Genomic DNA, 18092 nt, shown 5'->3' with positions numbered 1-18092 from the left:
GGGCGGCGCCCCGGTCAGACCTTGCCTATGCCCAGGGTGGTCTCCGCGGGCAGCAGGCCGGACGACAGCACCGCGACCCAGAAGTCGCCCAGCAGGTCGGCGAGGCGATCGGTCCGCTGCGCGCCCAGTGACTGCCAGGGCCCGGCGGCGAGTTGGTCGGTCTGCTCCTCCACCCGGCGGCGCAGCTCCCGGCCGGCGTCGGTGGCCGTGCCGTGCGCGTCGACCAGTCCTCTCGCCGTCAGGCGGTCCCGCGCGTCCGCCCATTGTGCGGGGCTCCAGCCGCGGCTCTCGAAGCGCTCCACCGACGCTGCGCCTATGGCGGCGAACGAGACGAGCGACTCCACCGGGTCCAGTCCGGCCAGCAGCAGGGCCGCGAGGTGGCCGTCGCCGCGGTGCTCGCGCAGGATCGTCGCCGCGTGCCACAGCTGAAGGTGCGGGGGCTCGGGCCAGTCGAGTGCGGCGTTGGCCGCGGCGAGCGGGCGGCCGGCGGTCTGCACGGACTGTGCCGCCTGCCGGGCGAGGGCCGCCGCCTCCGCGAGCTCGGGGCCGTCCAGGCGGTCGCCGAGAATTGCGCGGTAGGCACGGTCGACCGCTCGCACTCTGGCGTCGAGCACCGCGGCCGGGCTCGCCGTCCGCCACGCCGGTTCCATGTACTCGGCGACCATGCGCGGACTGAAGCTGTAGAAGGCGGAGGCCACCTGCTCGGGGCCGGCCTGGCCCAGCGGAGCCGCCCGGTAGGGGAAGTAGCTCGGCCAGCGCTCCTGCGTGGCGAACCCGAGGGCGGCGGCCCCCTTGAAGGCTTCCGGCGCGTAGTACAGCACCGCGTGCAGCGGCTCCAGCAGGTGCCACATCCGACGCACGCGGGCCGGCTCCACGCCGTCCTCCCGCACGTCCGCACCGGTTCCACCGATCGCCTCGATATGTTCCGACATGGCCTGCCTCCCGTCACGTCCTGCCCGAGGCGCGGGACCGCACGCCGCCGTCGGCGCCGCACGACCCGCACAACTTGACACTGACAAGATTGCCCGAGGCCCCGCGAACTTGTCAATGACTAGATTCGGCGTAGGCTCCTGCCCATGAGCACCAGCAAGACAGCAGCGGACGGCAGGGGCGCGGCCGGTCGCCCGTATCACCACGGCGATCTGCGCCGGGCCATCCTCGGCGCCGCCCTCGACGTCATCGCAGCCGACGGCCCGGACGCGCTGAGCCTGCGCGACCTCGCCCGTCGCGCCGGCGTCTCGCACGCCGCCCCCGCCCACCACTTCAAGGACCGCGCCGGGCTGCTGACCGCGATCGCCGCCGAGGGGTTCGGGCTGCTCGCCGACGCGCTCCGGGAGGCGGCGGACCTGAAGGAGGCGGGCGTGCGGTACGTACGGTTCGCGCGTGAGCATCCGGCGCACTTCCAGGTGATGTTCGCGCCCGGGCTGCTGCGGGCCGGGGATCTGGAGCTGACCACCGCGCGTGCCCTGGCCGGTGACGCCCTGCGCGTGGCCGTCACGGCCGTGCCGCCGCACAGCCGCGGTGGCGACGCCCGGCTCGCCGGGGTCGCCGCCTGGTCCCTGGCCCACGGTTTCGCGACGCTGCTGCTCGGCCACAACCTGGACGGCCCCGTGGGCGACCGGGATCCGGAGGAGGTGTTCCGGGAACTGGCGGTGATGCTGTTCCGCGACGCGGACTGAGGATCGGACGGCGATCCCGGCGGCGGCTGTCACATCGTTGCGGTCTCGCCAGGATGCCCACGGGCCAGGTCGTCCACGGGCCACAGGTGCGCATGGGCCACAGGTGCCCACGGCAAGAAGGCCCACAGGCCGTAGCTGCCACAGGCCGGGGACGCCCAAGGGCGAGAGGGTCCACGGGCCAGGAAACCCACGGCGAGAAGGCCCCGGGCCACGGAACCCACGAGCCAGGAAACCCACGGCGAGCCAGGGAACCCGCGAGAAGGCCCCGGGCCACGGTACGGCACGGCACCCACCGGCCAGGCCCCCGCCCCACCGCCCCGCGCGGCGGCGGCCCGCAACTCCACGGGCCACCACCGGCGTCAGGAACCCCCAGGGCACCCGCCCCCTCAGGACCCCAGGACCGACGTCAGGAACTCACCCACCCACGCCAGGAGTTCGCGCCCCAGCAACGGCTTGCCCCCCACCTTGGCCGTCTTCGGCCGCGGTACCAGGACCTGGTGGGCCGCCGGCTTGATGACGGATCCGGGGTAGAGCCGCTTGAGCCGCAGCTCCTGCGACTCGCGCAGCTCCACCGGCGCGAAACGCACGTTGGTGCCCTGGAGCACGATCTCGCCCACGCCGCACGCGCGCGCGAACATGCGCAGTCCGGCCACGAGCAGCAGGTTCTCCACCGGCTCGGGCAGCTTGCCGTAGCGGTCGACGAGTTCCTCGCGGACCGCCTTGATGTCCTCCTCCGAGTTGGCGGAGGCGATGGCGCGGTACGCCTGGAGGCGCAGGCGCTCGCCGGGGGCGTAGTCGTGCGGGACGTGCGCGTCGACGGGCAGTTCGATCTTGACCTCGAGCGGCGGCTCCTCCTCGATCTCGCCGCTCTCCAGCTGGCGCCGGTAGTCCGCGACGGCCTCGCCGACCATCCGCACGTACAGGTCGAAGCCGACGCCCGCGATGTGGCCGGACTGTTCGCCGCCGAGGAGGTTGCCCGCGCCGCGGATCTCCAGGTCCTTCATGGCGACGTACATGCCGGCGCCCATCTCCGTGTGCTGGGCGATGGTCGCCAGCCGCTCGTGGGCCGTCTCGGTCAGCGGCTTCTCCGGCGGGTAGAGGAAGTAGGCGTAGCCGCGCTCGCGGCCCCGGCCCACCCGGCCGCGCAGCTGGTGGAGCTGGCTGAGGCCGAAGTTGTCGCCGCGCTCCACGATCAGGGTGTTGGCGTTGGAGATGTCGATGCCGGACTCGACGATCGTGGTGGAGACGAGGACGTCGAACTTCTTCTCCCAGAAGTCGACGACCACCTGCTCCAGCGCCTGCTCCGACATCTGGCCGTGGGCCGTCGCGATGCGCGCCTCGGGGACGATCTCGCGCAGCCGGGCGGCGGCCCGGTCGATGGACTCGACCCGGTTGTGGATGTAGAAGACCTGGCCCTCGCGCAGCAGCTCGCGGCGGACGGCCGCGCCGATCTGCCGTTCCTCGTAGGGGCCGACGAAGGTGAGCACCGGGTGGCGCTCCTCCGGCGGGGTGGTGATCGTCGACATCTCGCGGATGCCGGTGACCGCCATCTCCAGCGTCCTCGGGATCGGGGTCGCGGACATCGTCAGCACGTCGACGTTCGCGCGGAGCTTCTTCAGCTGCTCCTTGTGCTCGACGCCGAAGCGCTGCTCCTCGTCGACGATGACCAGGCCCAGGTCCTTGAACTTGGTCTCGGACGAGAACAGCCGGTGGGTGCCGATGACGATGTCCACCGAGCCCTCGCGCAGGCCCTCCAGGACGGCCTTGGCCTCGGTGTCGGTCTGGAAGCGGGACAGTGCCCTCACGTTCACCGGGAACTGCGCGTACCGCTCGCTGAACGTGCCGAAGTGCTGCTGCACCAGCAGCGTCGTGGGCACCAGCACGGCGACCTGCTTGCCGTCCTGGACGGCCTTGAAGGCGGCCCGGACCGCGATCTCGGTCTTGCCGTAGCCGACGTCGCCGCAGATCAGGCGGTCCATGGGGATGGACTTCTCCATGTCCTCCTTGACCTCGGCGATGGTGGTGAGCTGGTCGGGCGTCTCCGCGTAGGGGAAGGCGTCCTCCAGCTCGCGCTGCCAGGGGGTGTCCGGCCCGAAGGCGTGCCCGGGGGCGGCCATGCGCGCGCTGTAGAGCTTGATGAGGTCGGCGGCGATCTCCTTGACCGCCTTCTTCGCGCGGGCCTTCGTCTTCGTCCAGTCGGCGCCGCCCAGGCGGTGCAGGGTGGGCGCCTCGCCGCCGACGTACTTGGTGATCTGCTCCAGCTGGTCGGTGGGGATGTACAGCCGGTCGCCGGGCTGGCCGCGCTTGGCGGGGGCGTACTCCACGACCAGGTACTCGCGGGTGGCGCCCTGCACGGTGCGCTGCACCATCTCGATGTAGCGGCCGACGCCGTGCTGCTCGTGGACGATGTAGTCGCCCGGCTCCAGGGTGAGCGGGTCGATGGTCTTGCGGCGGCGGGCCGGCATCCGGGCGCCCTCGCGGCCGGAGGCCTTCTGCCCGGTCAGGTCGGTCTCGGTGAGGACGGCGAGTCCGAGGGCCGGGTCGACGAAGCCGTGGTCGATCGACCCGCACGCCACGTGCACGACCGACGGGGAGATCTCGCCGAGGTCCCCTTCCAGACGGGCGGCGATGCCCTCGCCGCCGAGCACCTCGACCGTGCGGGCGGCCGGGCCGTGGCCCTCGGTGACGAACACCGCGCGCCAGCCGTCGGCGAGCCAGCCCTTGGTGTCGGCGAGGGCCTTGGCGGTGTCGCCGCGGTAGGTCTCCGGGGCGTGCATGCCGAGCTTGAGGGTGTCCCCGTCGCCCGCCCCGTCGGCGAACGTCTCGTCGGCGGCGAACGGCGACACCGACCACCACATCATGTCCAGCTCGCGCGCCCGCTCCCGGACGTCCGCGATGGACCACAGGGACGCCGCGCCGACGTCGATGGGCGCCTCGCCGCCGCCCGCGGTGGCCGCCCAGGACGCCTGGAGGAACTCCTGCGAGGTGGCGACGAGGTCCGAGGCGCGCGTACGGACCCGCTCCGGGTCGCAGACGACGGCCATGGCGCCCTCGGGCAGCACGTCGAGCAGCAGCTCCATGTCGTCGACGAGGACCGGAGCGAGGGACTCCATGCCCTCCACCGCGATGCCCTCGGCGATCTTGCCGAGCAGTTCGCCCAGCTCGGGGTGCTGTTCGGCCAGGGCCCGGGCCCGCGCGCGGACGTCCTCGGTGAGCAGCAGCTCACGGCAGGGCGGGGCCCACAGACCGTGCTCGGCGACCTCCAGGGACCGCTGGTCGGCGACCTTGAAGTAGCGGATCTCCTCGATGTCGTCGCCCCAGAACTCGACGCGCAGGGGGTGTTCCTCGGTGGGCGGGAACACGTCGAGGATGCCGCCGCGCACGGCGAACTCGCCGCGCTTCTCCACCAGCTCCACGCGCGCGTAGGCGGCGGCCGCGAGGGCTTCCACCACCTCGCCCAGATCGGCGCTCCGCCCGGTCTGCAGGGCCACCGGCTCCAGGTCGCCCAGGCCCTTGACCTGCGGCTGGAGCACGGAGCGGACGGGCGCCACGACGACGGAGACCGGGCCGGTCTCGGGGTCGTCCGGGCGCGGGTGGGCCAGGCGGCGCAGCACGGCCAGGCGGCGGCCGACGGTGTCGCTGCGGGGGCTGAGCCGTTCGTGCGGGAGGGTCTCCCAGGACGGGTACTCCACGACGCCCTCGGGGGGCAGCAGGGAGCGCAGGGCGGCTGCCAGGTCCTCCGCCTCGCGGCCGGTCGCCGTGACCGCGAGGACCGGGCGGCCCGTCTCGCGGGCCAGGGCGGCGACCGTGAAGGGGCGGGCGGCAGGGGGGCCGACCAGGTCGACGTGCATGCGGTTGCCGTCGGTGGCAGCCCTGATCGCTTCCGCGAGGGCGGCGTCCTTGACGACGGCGTCGAGCAGACCGTGCAGGCTCATTCGGGGCTTTTTCCGTCCAGGGGGGTGGGCAACACGACGGGCCCGACACGCACTGCGGGCCGGGGGTCTCCAGCGTACGTCGCTGCGCGGCTCGGCGCCGGGGCCTGTGGACGACGCCCCGGGTGCGGGATGCCCGGCGTGGCCGTCCGGGGCCCGCGGGCCGGGGAAAGCACCCGGCGCCGGGCGGTCCACTTCTGGACCGCCCGGCGCCGGGCCCCCGCAACCCCCGTGTGCGGTGGTTCGCAACCCCCGTGTGCGGTGGTTCCTCGGGATGACGGTGTGCCGGATGGCTACTCCGTCGCGATGGCGTTCAGCACGTTCATCCGTCCCGCCCGGAACGCCGGGACCAGTGCCGCGAACAGGCCCACGAACGCCGAGCCGACGAAGACACCGAGGATCGTCGGCCAGGGGATGTCGAGGACCATCAGGCCCTCCAGTTCCAGCAGCTGCTGGGCCGTGGCGCCCCAGCCCATGCCCAGTCCGAGGCCCAGCAGGGCGCCGAAGAGGGCGATGACGACCGACTCCATGCGGATCATGCGGCGCAGCTGGCGGCGGGAGAGGCCGATCGCCCGCATGAGGCCGATCTCCCGGGTGCGCTCCACCACCGACAGGGCCAGGGTGTTCACCACGCCCAGGACGGCGACGATGATCGCCAGGGCCAGCAGGCCGTAGATCATGTTGAGCAGCTGGCCGATCTGGTCCTTCAGGGCTTCCTTGTAGTCGGTCTGGTCGCGCACGGTGTACTGCGGGTAGTCGTGCAGCGCGGCCTTCAGGGACGTGTAGGCGGCGTCCTGCCTGCCGTCCTTCGCCGAGGCGAACAGCAGGGTGTCCAGCGGCATCTTGTCGGCCGGGACGTACGTGGCCATCGTCGAAATGGACGTGTACATCGCGCCGGCGTCGATCACGACGTCGCTGCTGGTGATCGCCCGGACGGTCAGATCGGCGGTCTTGCCGTCCTTGAAGGCCACCCGCACCTTGGAGCCGAGGGTGATGCGGTGGTCCTTCGCGAACTTCTCGTGGACCGACATCGAGTCGGGCTTGTAGGCGTCGGTGAGCTTGCCGGCGACCGTCTCGGTGCGCAGGTCGGTCGCGTAGGACGGGTCGGCCGCCGTGATCGCGGTGTCCTTCAGGGTCTTGCCGTCGGGGGTGGTGAAGTCGGCCTCGGTCCACTTGTACTCGGTGACGCGTTCCAGGTCCGCGGAGGACTTGACGGCCCGCACCGCCTGCGGGCTGATCAGCTGGCCGCTGTCGGACTGGATGATGAAGTCCGTGCCGACGGTCTTGTCGAGCTGGTCGGTGGCGGAGGCCACCATCGAGGAGCCGACCACGGACAGGCACGCCACCAGGGCGAGGCCGATCATCAGGGCGGCGCCGGTCGCGCCGGTGCGGCGCGGGTTGCGCAGGGCGTTGCGCTCGGCCATGCGGCCGACGGGGCCGAACATCCGCAGCAGGACCGCGCCGAGGACGCGGACCACCGCGCCGGCGAGCAGCGGGCCGATGACGACGAAGCCGATGAGCGACAGCACCACGCCGAGGCCGAGCCACAGCGAGCCGTCGGTGGCCTTGTCGGCGGCCGAGGCCAGGTAGAGGCCGAAGGCGCCCGCACCGGTGAGGACGGTGCCGACGATGCCGCGGATCCAGCCGGCCTTGGCGTCGGCGGGGGCTCCCGCGTCGCGCAGGGCGGCCATCGGGGAGATCTTGCCGGCGCGGCGGGCGGGCAGGTAGGCGGCGAGCACGGTGACGATCACGCCGAGGAGGAGTCCGACCACGGGGGTCGTCCAGGCCACGGTGAGGTCGTCCGTGGACAGTTCCATGCCCATCTGGCCCATGAGCTTCATCAGGCCGACGGCGAGGCCGACGCCCGCGCCGACGCCGAGCAGCGATCCGACGAGGCCGAGCAGCAGCGCCTCGGCGAGCACGGAGCGGTTGACCTGCTTGCGCGAGGAGCCGATGGCCCGCATCAGGCCGATCTCGCGGGTGCGCTGGGCGACCAGCATGGAGAAGGTGTTGATGATCAGGAAGATGCCGACGAGGAAGGCGATCCCGGCGAAGCCGAGCATCGCGTACTTCATGACGTTCATGAAGCCCTCGACGTCCTTCTGGTTGGCGTCGGCGGTCTCCTTGGCGGTCTTGACCTGGTAGCCGCCGCCGAGTTCGGCCGTGACGTTCTTCTTCAGCTGCGCGTCGCTGACGCCGGCGGCCGCGGTGACGTTGACGTTGGTGTAGACGCCGCTCTCGCCGACCAGGGCCTGCTGGGCGGTCTTGGTGTCGAGGTAGAAGATCGCGGCGCCGGGGTTGGTGACGGTGAAGTCGGCGATGCCGGAGATCTTCGCGGTGTGGTTGCCGACGGCGGTGAGCACGCCGATCTCGTCGCCGAGCTTCAGGCCGTGCTTGTCGGCGGTGTCGGCGTCGACCATGATCTGGTCGCCGCCCTCGGGCGCCGCACCGGAGGTGATCTTCATGGTGCGGGCGTCGGTGGCGTTCCAGCTGCCGACGATGGTCGGGCCGCCGCTGGTGGGCGACAGGCTGTCCTTGTCGGCGTCGACGACGGTCACCGAGGTGGAGAACACGGTGCCCTCGGCGGACTTCACGCCCTCGGCCCTGCGGACCTCGCCGAGCACGGAGGCCGGCATGACCGGGGGCTTGCCGTTGTCGGCGGTGGTCTCGCCGCTGTCGGAGGCGCCCTTGGCGCTGACCGTGACGTCGGAGGAGGTGGCCGCGAAGAGCTTGTCGAACGTGGTGGACATGGTGTCCGTGAAGACGAGCGTGCCGCAGACGAAGGCGACGGACAGCAGCACGGCGATCGCCGAGAGGGCCATGCGCCCCTTGTGCGCGAGGAAGTTGCGCATCGAGGTCTTCATGACGGTCATGACGTGCGCCCCCGGGCGTCGAAGTCCTTCATGCGGTCCAGGACGGCCTCGGCCGTGGGCTTGAGCATCTCGTCGACGATGCGGCCGTCGGCGAGGTACAGCACCCGGTCCGCGTAGCTGGCGGCGACCGGGTCGTGGGTGACCATGACGATGGTCTGGCCCAGTTCGTCGACCGAGCGGCGCAGGAAGCCCAGGACCTCGGCGCCGGCGCGCGAGTCGAGGTTGCCGGTCGGCTCGTCACCGAAGATGATCTCGGGCCGGGCGGCGAGGGCCCGCGCCACGGCGACGCGCTGCTGCTGGCCGCCGGAGAGCTGGGTGGGCCGGTGCTTGAGCCGGTCGGACAGGCCGACGGTCTCCACCACCCGCGTCAGCCACTGCTTGTCGGGCTTGCGGCCCGCGATGTCCATGGGCAGCGTGATGTTCTCGAGGGCGTTGAGCGTCGGCAGCAGGTTGAACGCCTGGAAGATGAACCCGATCCGGTCCCGGCGCAGCTGCGTCAGCTTCTTGTCCTTCAGGCCGGTGATCTCGGTCTCGTCGAGGTAGATCTGCCCGCCGGTGACGGTGTCGAGCCCGGCGAGGCAGTGCATGAGCGTGGACTTGCCGGAGCCCGAGGGGCCCATGATCGCGGTGAACTGGCCGCGTGCGATGTCCACGTCGACGTGGTCGAGGGCGACGACCCGGGTCTCACCGGAGCCGTACGCCTTCACGACCTGCCGCGCCCGCGCGGCTACGGCCGTACGCCCTCCAGTACCCCCGTGCCTGGGAATGGTCACAGCCGAAGTCACGGTATGTCTCCTATATCGGTCAGCAGTTGGTGAAGGCGGTCGCCGGACCGGTGGCCGCTGGTGCGGTACCGGACCGGGCGGTCCGTCGAACGTGTGCCAAGTCTCGCGCCGGGGAGGGGTCCTGCGCCCTGGTGTCCAGCGCAGTCTTTTGCTGAGGAAAACCCCACCCCCGCCGGTGTGCCCACCGCCCCCCGGCGGCGTAAAGCCAGGTTAAGGACGAGCCCCTCCCCCTCTCGTCCTCCGCCGGTACGAACCCTCCCCAGGTCGTAGTACGGAGGTACCCCTAGGGGCAGCCCACCGTGGGGTGGAGGCCGTCTCAGGGTCGGGTCCCCCCGTCGGCTCATCCAGCCTCCACCCTCCCGCGACGTCAGGGTCAAGTGGGAAGCTGTCCGGCGGCAGATAGGTGCAAGGGGCAGGCAGAACCGAGGGGGAGGACCCGGGGTGGGGAGCACGAGTTCCGCGGCGCGTGAGACGGCGGCGCCCGTGGCGGACCGGCGGCGCTCGGCCGTGGTGGCGGCCCTGATGTTGTCGATGGCGCTGGCGGCGCTCGACGCGACCGTGGTGTCCACCGCCGTCCCGCAGATCGTCGGGGACCTCGGCGGGTTCTCCGTCTTCTCCTGGCTGTTCTCCGGCTACCTGCTGGCGGTGACCGTCACCCTGCCCGTCTACGGCAGGCTCTCCGACACCTTCGGCCGCAAGCCCGTGCTCGTGGCGGGCTCCGTGCTGTTCCTGCTGGGGTCCCTGCTGTGCGCGCTGGCCTGGAACATGGGCGCGCTCATCGCCTTCCGCGTCGTGCAGGGCCTGGGCGGCGGCGCGCTCCAGGGGACCGTGCAGACCCTGGCGGCCGACCTGTACCCGCTGGGGGACCGTCCGAAGATCCAGTCGAAGCTGTCGACGGTGTGGGCGGTGTCCGCGGTCGCCGGCCCGGGCCTCGGCGGGGTGCTCGCCGCGTACGCGGACTGGCGGTGGATCTTCCTGGTCAACCTGCCGGTCGGCGCGGTCGCGCTGTGGCTGATCGTGCGTCACCTGCACGAGCCGGAGCGGGAGGCCGGTGCCCGCGCGCGGGTGGACTGGGCGGGCGCGCTGGCGGTGTTCGCCTGCGGCGGCGTGCTGCTGACGGCCCTGGTGCAGGGCGGGGTGGCCTGGCCGTGGCTGTCGGCGCCCTCGCTCGGCCTGTTCGGCGCGGGGCTCGCCCTGGCCGCCGTCGTGGTGCTGGTGGAGCGCCGGGCCGCGGATCCGATCATCCCGGGGTGGGTGTGGCGGCGCCGGACGATCGCCGCGGTCAACCTGGCCCTGGGCGCGCTGGGCCTGCTGATGGTCGCACCGACGGTGTTCCTGCCCACCTACGCCCAGTCGGTGCTGGGCCTGGCGCCCGTCGCGGCCGGGTTCGTGCTGTCCGTGTGGACGCTGAGCTGGCCGGTGTCGGCCGCGCTGAGCCAGCACGTGTACCGGCGGATCGGTTTCCGCAACACCGCGATGCTGGGCATCGGCACCGCCGCCCTGATCCTGTTCGCGTTCCCGTTCCTGCCCTACCCCGGGCACGCGTGGCAGCCCGCCGTGCTGATGCTGCTGCTCGGGGCGGCCCTGGGCCTGTTCCAGCTGCCGCTCATCGTCGGGGTGCAGTCGACGGTGGGCTGGGCCGAGCGCGGCACGACGACCGCCTCGGTGCTGTTCTGCCGTCAGACGGGCCAGACGATCGGCGCGGCGGTCTTCGGGGCGGTGGCCAACGGGGTGCTGGCCGCCCGCCTCGGCGGCTCGGGCGACCTCGACTCGGTGACCCGGGCGCTGGACTCGGGCACGGCACCCGAGGCGACCCGGCGGGCCATCGCCGACGCGGTGCACGCCGTCTACCTGGGCGCGGCGGGGGCCGCGGCGCTGGCGTTCCTGGTGCTGCTGCTCCTGGCGCCCCGGAAATTCCCGGTGCTGGGGGACTGACCCTCCCTACGCTCACCGCCATGGTGACCCTGGAACCGCTGCGGGCGGATCACGCGGACGCGCTGCTGGCCTTCGAGCGGGGGAACCGGGCGTACTTCGCCCGCACGGTCCCGGACCGCGGCGACGCCTACTTCACCCCCGAGGGCTTCGCCGCACGGCACCGGGCGCTCCTCGCCGAGCAGCACGCCGGCGTCTGCCGCTTCCACGTCGTCCTCGCGGAGCGGGGGGACGTCGTCGGGCGCGTGAACCTGGTGGACCTGGCGGACGGCGGCGCCGAACTCGGCTACCGCGTGGGCGAGCGGGCGGCGGGCCGCGGGGTGGCGACAGCGGCGGTCGCCCAGGTGTGCCGGCTGGCCGCCACCGCATACGGGCTCCGCACCCTCACGGCGCTGACGAGGTGGGACAACGCCGGTTCCCGGACCGTCCTGGAGCGCAACGGGTTCCAGCCGGCGGGCAACGCGCCGGTCGACGGCGGGCCCGGACTCCGCTACGAGCGGCGGGACTTGGGCGCGGTGGCGCCGCCGACGCCCCGCTGAGCGGGTCAACGCGGGTAACACCCGAGGTCACGAAGGCAAGCGCGTACCGACCAATCAGTTTGTCCAAACCCTCGCGCTGCCCCGGTACTCCGCAGTAACGTGCGGGGCCGCCCGCCCCCCACCTCCCTGCCGTCCAGCGGACCCGACCCTCGCAAGGAGCCCCGGGATGTCCTACGATCCCCCTCCCTACCCGCCGTACCCACCGCCCGACTCCTCCCCCTCCTACGACACCTACCCCTGGGTGCCGCAGCAGGAGCCCGAGCCGGCCGGGCGGCGCACCCGGCGCCACGCCCCGCTCGGGCAGCACAGCGACCTGAGGCTCCTGCGCAGCGCCTACCGCTGGCAGCGGCGCGTGGCCACACTGACCGCCCTGGGCTACTTCGTGCTGTTCCTGCTCCTGTCGGCGTTCGCCCCGTCGTTCATGACGGGCACCGTCACCGACGGCCTGCCCACCGGCCTGCTCCTGGCACTCGTGCAGGTGCCCGTGACCTGGCTGGCCATCGCCCTGTACGAGCGGACCGCCCGGCGTCGCGTCGACCCGATCGCGGACCGGATCCGCAAGCAGACCGCGCTCGACGCCAAGCGGCAGGGGGCGCTGTGACCACCGACTTCAGCGGCAACGCCCAGGCCATGTCCCTGGTCGGCTTCTCCGCCGTCGCCACGATCACCCTGCTGCTGTGCGTGATGACCGGCCCGGACCGGGACGACCTCGACGAGTTCTACACCGGCTACAGCTCCCTGTCCCCCATGCGCAACGGCCTGGCGATCGCCGGCGACTACATCTCCGCCGCGACCGTCCTCGGCACCGGCGGCGTCATCGCCCTGTTCGGCTACGACGGGACCGTACTGGCCCTCAGCACGGCCCTGTCGCTGATGCTGCTGATGTTCCTGCTGGCCGAACCGCTGCGCAACGCGGGCCGGTTCACCATGGGCGACGCGCTGACCCGGCGGATGCCCGGACGCGCTGTGCGGATCGCGGCCTGCGCGGTGACCCTGGCGGCCCTGCTGCCGCTGATGCTGGTCCAACTCGCCGGCACCGGGCAGCTGATGGCGTTCATCCTCGGCTTCTCCGGCGAAACACTGCAGACCGGCTGCATCATCGGCGTCGGCGCCCTGATGATCAGCTACGCGGCGATCGGCGGCATGAAGGGCACCGCCCTCATCCAGATCCTGAAGATCGTGATGCTGCTCGGCTCCGGCATGGTCGTCGCCGTGCTGATCCTCAACCGGTTCGACTGGGACCCCGGGGCGCTGTTCGGCGCCGCCGCCGCGGGCAGCGGCGTGGGCTCGGCGTTCCTCACCTCCGGACTGCAGTTCGCCGGCGGCCCCCACCCCGACCTCGACATGATCACCGCGCAGCTCACCGTGGTGCTGGGCGGCGGTGTCCTGCCGCACGTCACCATGCGCATGTACACCGCCTCCAGCGCACGGCAGGTACGCCGTTCGATGTCCTGGGCGGTGTCCGGGGTGGCGCTGTTCGTGCTCGTCATCACGGTGATCGGCTTCGGCGCGACCGCCCTGGTCGGACGGGCGGTGATCGCGAAGGTCGACCCGCAGGGCAACACGGCGTTCCTGCTCGGCGCGCAGGCCGCGTTCGGCGCGGAGGTGTCCTCCGCGGAGACCTTCCTCTTCACGACCGTCACCACCGCCGTCTTCCTGACGCTGCTCGCCTCCGTCGCCGGCATGATCCTGGCCTGCGCCAACTCCCTGGCGCACGACGTGTTCGCGGCCCGCGTGCAGGAGATGTCGCCGCGCCGCGAGATGACCCTGGCCCGGCTGTCCGCCCTGGCCGTGGGCATCCCCGCGATCGCCCTGGCCACCCAGGTCCAGCACCGCAGCCTCCAGCCGCTGGTGACCCTGTCGTTCTGCCTGGGCGCCTCGGCCATCGCGCCCGCGCTGGTCTACAGCCTGTTCTGGCGGCGCTTCACGCGAACGGGCCTGCTGAGCACCCTCATCGGCGGCTCACTGGCGGTGCTGCTGCTGATGCCGGGCACCAACCTGGTCTCCGGCTCACCCGTGTCGGCCTTCCCCGAGGCCGACTTCAACTGGTTCCCGTTCACCACCACGGGGCTGCTCTCCATCCCGCTGGGCTTCGCCTGCGGCTGGCTCGGCACGCTGGCCTCCGGCCACCGCAACTCGGAGGAGCAGCGCCACCGGTACGAAGCGGTCGAGGGCCTGATCCTGGCGGGCGCGGGACGCAAGGACGACTGACCGGTGCGGCACGGCAGCCCCCACGGACTGCCGTGCCGCATCCCCGAGGGCTCCCCGCCGGCCGGAGACCCGCCGTCACTGGGCCGTCTGGCCCGCCCACGCCGTCAGACGGGCGTGGACGCGGTCGATGTGCGCGCGGACGGCGTCCCCCTGTTCCGCGTGCTCGCGCAGCACCCGCTCCGTCTCCTCCTCCACGGCCCCGGCCCGCTCCCCGGCCCGTTCCACCGCCTCGGCGGCACACGCGCGCGCCTCCTCCTCCAGCAGCCGGGCCTCGTCCTCCGCCTCGGCGAAGGCCCGCTTCGCCGCCGACAGCGCGCTCTCGGCACGCGCCACCGCGTCCGGGCCGTCCACGCCCGGCCCCGCTCCGCGGCCGTCCTCCGCCCGCTCCACCTCGGCCCACCGCTCGGCGCGTTCCTTGTCCTGCTCGGCCAGCATCCCGGCGGTGCGCTGCCGCATCTCCCGCAGCGCGGCCAGCGCCTCACCGCGCTGCTCCTCCGCCTCCCGCCGCGCCGCGCCCATGATCTCGTCGGCCTCCGCACGGGCCGCGAGCAGCCGGTGCCGGGCCCGCTCGTCGGCCTCGGCGCGCACCGCGTCGGCGTACGCCTGTGCCTCACCCCGCACGCCGGCCGCCGACTCCCGCGCCCGCTCCAGCCGTTGACGCGCCTCGCGCCGCGCCCCCTCATGCACGGCGGCGGCCTCCTCCTGCCCGAGGGCGAAGAGCCGCCGCGCCCGCTCGCCGAGCGACTCGTAGGACTGCGGGACCAGCCGCGCCGCGGCGTGCCGCAGCCGGGCCAGTTCCCCGTCCAGCCGCCGGGCGAGCACCGTCAGCCGGGCGGCCCGCTCCCACGACGCGTCACGGTCGGCGCAGAGGGCCTCGACGTAGGCGTCGGCCTGCTCGGGACGGTAGCCGCGCCCCCGCACGGCGCTGAAACCGTGCGGTGACACCGGTGCGCTCCTCATCCTGGGACCCCTCTCCACCACACGGACACGACGCCCGACGCGGAATATGCCTATTTCGCGCACATCTTGATGGATGGGCAAGAAAGGTGCATAACGCGACACTCCGCGTCGAGGTCACGGGACCGCCGACGGCAGGACATCCGGGCACGGTCCGCCCCCGGCGCGCACGCGAAAGAGCCGGGTCCGGTCGCACCCCGCGACCGGACCCGGCTCCCCTTCTCGCGCCTCAGCGCCGGCGGCGCCTCACAGCAGCCCGTCCCACATCTGCTCCAGCAGCACCGACCACCAGCTCTCCGGCGATCCCAGCGCCGCCGGGTCGAGCGCAGCCAACTGGGCCTGGAAATCGACGGTCCAGCGGCCCGCCTGCTCCTGGTTCAGCCCGAACCGGAGCCGCCACATCCGCCCCAGCAGCGCCAGGCACCGCACGAACTCCGGCAGCCCGGTGTTCACGAACTGCGGCGGTACGGGCGCACCGCCCGGCCCCGCCTCCACCGGCACCGCGACGATGTTCGCCGTGCCGTACTGGACGCAGATCGCCTTGCCGAAGTCGCTGCCCATCACCAGGTAGGACCCGGCGTCCGGGGCCGGCTGCACCCCGCGCTCGGCCGCCAGTTCCGCCAGCGTGGGAACCGGCCGCCCCGGCTGGGCCTGCGCCCAGAAGAACGGGCCCATGTCGAGCGGCAGACCGGCCACGACCAGGGTGTGCGCCACGACTGGCGGCACGCCCTGCCGGGACACCGCGGCCTGCTCGAACCGGAACACCCCCGGCCCGAAGGCCGCTCCCAGCTCCTGGGCGACGGCCTCCGGCGGAACCGGCGGCGCGGCCTGCACGGGCGGCAGCGGAGCACGCACCGGCGCCGGACGCGCGGGGCCGTCCGCCACCTGGTGCAACTCGCCCTGATGCGCCAGCAGTTGCTGCATGCCCTGCTGCCGGCTCGCGTGGTCCGTGCCGTAGGGCGCGATGGACGTGATCCGCGCCTGCGGCCACTGCTCGCGGATCATGCGCGCGCAGTAGGCGCCCGGCAGCTCGCACGACTCCAGCTCCGTGTGCAGCTCCAGCACCTGGTCCGGGGGCACGTTCATGGCCCGCAGCTCGTGGAAGATCTGCCACTCCGGGTGCGGCGTGCCCGGCGCCGAGCGCCGGATCAGCTGCTGCTCGGAACCGTCCTGAGCGCGGTAGCGCAGCACGGCCTGGTAGCCCGGACCGACCGTCGGCTGCCCGGCCGGCTGCTGCGGATACCCGTAGCCCTGCGGCGCCCCGGGCACCGGCTGACCGGGCGGGGGCATCGCTCCGGGCGGCATCGCCCCGTGCGGCATCGCCCCGTGCGGCATCGGCGGAACACCCGGAGCACCGGGCGCTCCCGGGGCCGCGGGCGGCATGCCGGGGGCCTGCGGCGGCGGAGGCACACCGGGGCCACCCACCGGCGGCGCGGCCAGCACGGTCTCCGCGTGGTGCACGGGACCCGCGGCCCCGGGCGCGCCCGGAGCGGCAGGCGGGTGCGGAACTCCGGGCTGGTGCGGGGCGCCCGGCGGCTGGGGAGCACCCGGCCCGCCGGGCCCGCCCTGCGCTCCCGGCGCTCCCATCGCTCCGGGAGGCTGCGGGGCGCCCGGACCCGTCCGGCCCGGGTCCGCCAGCATCGTCGCCGCGTGGTGGACACCGCCGGGAGGCGTGCCCCCGGGGGCGCCCGGCGGCTGCTGCGGGGGCTGCGGCGTTCCGGGGGCCTGGGCGCTTCCGGCACCCGAGGACCCACCGGGGGCGCCGGAAGCCGGACCGGCCGGCGCCTCCGGCCCCTGCGGGCCGAGCGCCGACACCATCTGCGTCGGCACGTACGCGCCCCCGGGCGTTCCCGGAGCCCCGGGGGCCGACGGCGCGGCGGCGCCGCCCGGCCGCGCGCCCGGGGTGCCCGGAGCGCCGGGCGGAGGCGGTGTCGAGGGGCCGTTGCCCCGGCCACGGCCGGGCGGCGGGGCCGCCTTGCTGGTCGCCGCGTCGGCGATGTCCCCGGCGTTCGGCGCGAGCGGCCGCCCGGGCACGGGCCCGGCCGGCCCCTGCGCGTTCCCGTACGGCGCCCCACCCGACGTGGGCGCAGGAGGCGTGCCCTGCGGCACCCCACCAGGCGGCGTCCCCTGCGGCACACCGGCAGGGGGCGTGCCCGGAGCCGCGGGACCACCCGGGGCGGCCTGCGCGTCCGAGCCGCCGAGCGCCGGCGTGACCGCCGTGGGCGGCAGCTGGCTGCCGCCCGACATCAGGGTCGTGCGGGCCTCGGGCGCCGCCGACGGGGGCGGAGGCACGTCGTCGTCCGCCCCGCTCAGCGGCGGCGCGACCACCGTCGCGGGCAGCGGCACCGAACGGTCGTCGCCCGCGTCGGCGTTGGTGTCCGTACCGGCCCAGGGCGTCGCCCCGGCCGGCGCGTCGGGCGCTCCCGCGGTCCCGGACGGCCCCGGGTCGGTCTGCACGTCACTGCCCCCGGCGGCCGGCCACGCCGTACCGCTCCCGGGCGCGACGGGCGCCCCGTGCCCGGCGGCAGGCGTGGCGCCGGCGGGCGGAGCGTCGGCCGGCTCCGTTCGGGCGGCAGGCCCGGCGGCGGGAGCCGGGGCTGGCGAGGACGCCGGCCCCGATGCCGCGGCAGCAGCCTCGTCCGGCACGGAAGCACCCCCAGGCACGGAAGCACTCCCAGGCACGGAAGCACCCAGGGGCGCGGAGGCACCCCCGGGCACGGCGGCGGCGTCCGCCACGGCGGAAGCACCCCCGGCCCCGGCCCCGGCCCCGGCCGACGACGATCCGCCGCCCCGCCGGTCCGGAATGCCCATCCGGTCCGCCGCCTCCTGCAACCACTCCGGCGGAGTCAGCAGGAACGACGTCTGGTTCAGATCCACCCGCGCCGGCGCCGCCGGAGCCGGCTGCGGATCCTCGTCCGCACGGCCGTACTCCTCCTCGTACCGGCGGATCACCTCACCCACCGGCAGCCCGGGCCACAGCGTCGCCTCACCGCTGTCCCGCGCGATCACCAGCCGCTGCCCGCCCCCGTCGGAGCGCGGCCCGTCCGCCCGGTCCTCCGCCCACACCACGAACCCGAGGTCGAACTCCCGCACCCGCACCTCACGGTGCTGGTACGACGGCACGTCCCCGTTGATCCACTCCTCGGCGCGCTCCTGCGCCTGTGCGAAGGTCACCATCGCCGAG

General features: G+C 73.8%; 11 protein-coding genes. 5 read left to right on the top strand and 6 right to left on the bottom strand.

The annotated features are described in order from the left end of the window. Positions 1–14: 14 nt before the first annotated feature. On the bottom strand, positions 15–932 hold the full coding sequence (locus ACH4C6_RS26630; RefSeq protein ID WP_398111109.1) for a hypothetical protein: 918 nt from the start codon (positions 930–932) through the stop codon (positions 15–17). A 144-nt stretch (positions 933–1076) separates the two neighbouring features. On the opposite strand from ACH4C6_RS26630, the gene ACH4C6_RS26625 reads away from it, so the two are divergent. Next, on the top strand, positions 1077–1679 hold the full coding sequence (locus tag ACH4C6_RS26625; RefSeq protein WP_398111108.1) for a TetR/AcrR family transcriptional regulator: 603 nt from the start codon (positions 1077–1079) through the stop codon (positions 1677–1679). Between the two features lie 386 nt (positions 1680–2065). On the opposite strand, the gene mfd is transcribed toward ACH4C6_RS26625, so the two are convergent. The 3 genes from mfd to ACH4C6_RS26610 form a co-directional block, all read right to left on the bottom strand. Beyond that, entirely contained in the window at positions 2066–5614 is a 3549-nt protein-coding gene (gene mfd / locus ACH4C6_RS26620) for a transcription-repair coupling factor (RefSeq protein ID WP_398111107.1), read from the bottom strand. Positions 5615–5904: 290 nt separating this feature from the next. Next, positions 5905–8484 (bottom strand): ABC transporter permease, encoded by a 2580-nt coding sequence (locus ACH4C6_RS26615; RefSeq protein WP_398111106.1) that lies wholly within the window; start codon positions 8482–8484, stop codon positions 5905–5907. After that, complete coding sequence (locus tag ACH4C6_RS26610; protein WP_398111105.1) at positions 8481–9269, bottom strand: ABC transporter ATP-binding protein; 789 nt, start codon at positions 9267–9269, stop codon at positions 8481–8483. Before ACH4C6_RS26610 ends, ACH4C6_RS26615 begins: the two co-directional genes overlap by 4 nt. 441 nt (positions 9270–9710) lie before the next feature. On the opposite strand from ACH4C6_RS26610, the gene ACH4C6_RS26605 reads away from it, so the two are divergent. The 4 genes from ACH4C6_RS26605 (at position 9711) to ACH4C6_RS26590 (ending at position 13951) form a co-directional block, all read left to right on the top strand. After that, entirely contained in the window at positions 9711–11204 is a 1494-nt protein-coding gene (locus ACH4C6_RS26605) for an MFS transporter (RefSeq protein ID WP_398111104.1), read from the top strand. Between the two features lie 20 nt (positions 11205–11224). After that, a complete protein-coding gene (locus ACH4C6_RS26600; RefSeq protein WP_398111103.1) occupies positions 11225–11740 on the top strand; it encodes a GNAT family N-acetyltransferase in 516 nt (171 codons plus the stop codon). Between the two features lie 166 nt (positions 11741–11906). Beyond that, positions 11907–12341 (top strand): DUF485 domain-containing protein, encoded by a 435-nt coding sequence (locus ACH4C6_RS26595; RefSeq protein ID WP_398111101.1) that lies wholly within the window; start codon positions 11907–11909, stop codon positions 12339–12341. Further along, on the top strand, positions 12338–13951 hold the full coding sequence (locus ACH4C6_RS26590) for a cation acetate symporter (protein WP_398111100.1): 1614 nt from the start codon (positions 12338–12340) through the stop codon (positions 13949–13951). The genes ACH4C6_RS26595 and ACH4C6_RS26590 overlap by 4 nt, the downstream gene beginning before the upstream one ends. Before the next feature lie 75 nt (positions 13952–14026). Here the strand turns inward: ACH4C6_RS26590 and ACH4C6_RS26585 are convergent, their stop codons facing one another. Then, positions 14027–14896 carry a cellulose-binding protein gene (locus tag ACH4C6_RS26585; protein WP_398111099.1) on the bottom strand — a complete coding sequence of 290 codons (870 nt, stop codon included), beginning with the start codon at positions 14894–14896 and terminating at the stop codon, positions 14027–14029. A 258-nt stretch (positions 14897–15154) separates the two neighbouring features. After that, positions 15155–18085: an SUKH-4 family immunity protein gene (locus ACH4C6_RS26580; protein ID WP_398111098.1), complete on the bottom strand. Its 2931-nt coding sequence runs from the start codon at positions 18083–18085 to the stop codon at positions 15155–15157. Positions 18086–18092: the final 7 nt, after the last annotated feature.

The organism is Streptomyces sp. NPDC017943, from assembly GCF_044328425.1.
In the GTDB taxonomy this organism is placed as follows: domain Bacteria; phylum Actinomycetota; class Actinomycetes; order Streptomycetales; family Streptomycetaceae; genus Streptomyces; species Streptomyces djakartensis_A.
Note: the sequence above shows the minus strand (reverse complement) of the source record. Positions and strands in the feature narration are given on the sequence as shown.

Coding starts and splice junctions, on each gene's coding strand:
- ACH4C6_RS26600 (WP_398111103.1), top strand. CDS start 11,225: ATGGTGACCCTGGAACCGCTGCGGGCGGATCACGCGGACGCGCTGCTG.
- ACH4C6_RS26630 (WP_398111109.1), bottom strand. CDS start 932: ATGTCGGAACATATCGAGGCGATCGGTGGAACCGGTGCGGACGTGCGG.
- mfd (WP_398111107.1), bottom strand. CDS start 5,614: ATGAGCCTGCACGGTCTGCTCGACGCCGTCGTCAAGGACGCCGCCCTC.
- ACH4C6_RS26580 (WP_398111098.1), bottom strand. CDS start 18,085: ATGGTGACCTTCGCACAGGCGCAGGAGCGCGCCGAGGAGTGGATCAAC.
- ACH4C6_RS26615 (WP_398111106.1), bottom strand. CDS start 8,484: ATGACCGTCATGAAGACCTCGATGCGCAACTTCCTCGCGCACAAGGGG.
- ACH4C6_RS26595 (WP_398111101.1), top strand. CDS start 11,907: ATGTCCTACGATCCCCCTCCCTACCCGCCGTACCCACCGCCCGACTCC.
- ACH4C6_RS26625 (WP_398111108.1), top strand. CDS start 1,077: ATGAGCACCAGCAAGACAGCAGCGGACGGCAGGGGCGCGGCCGGTCGC.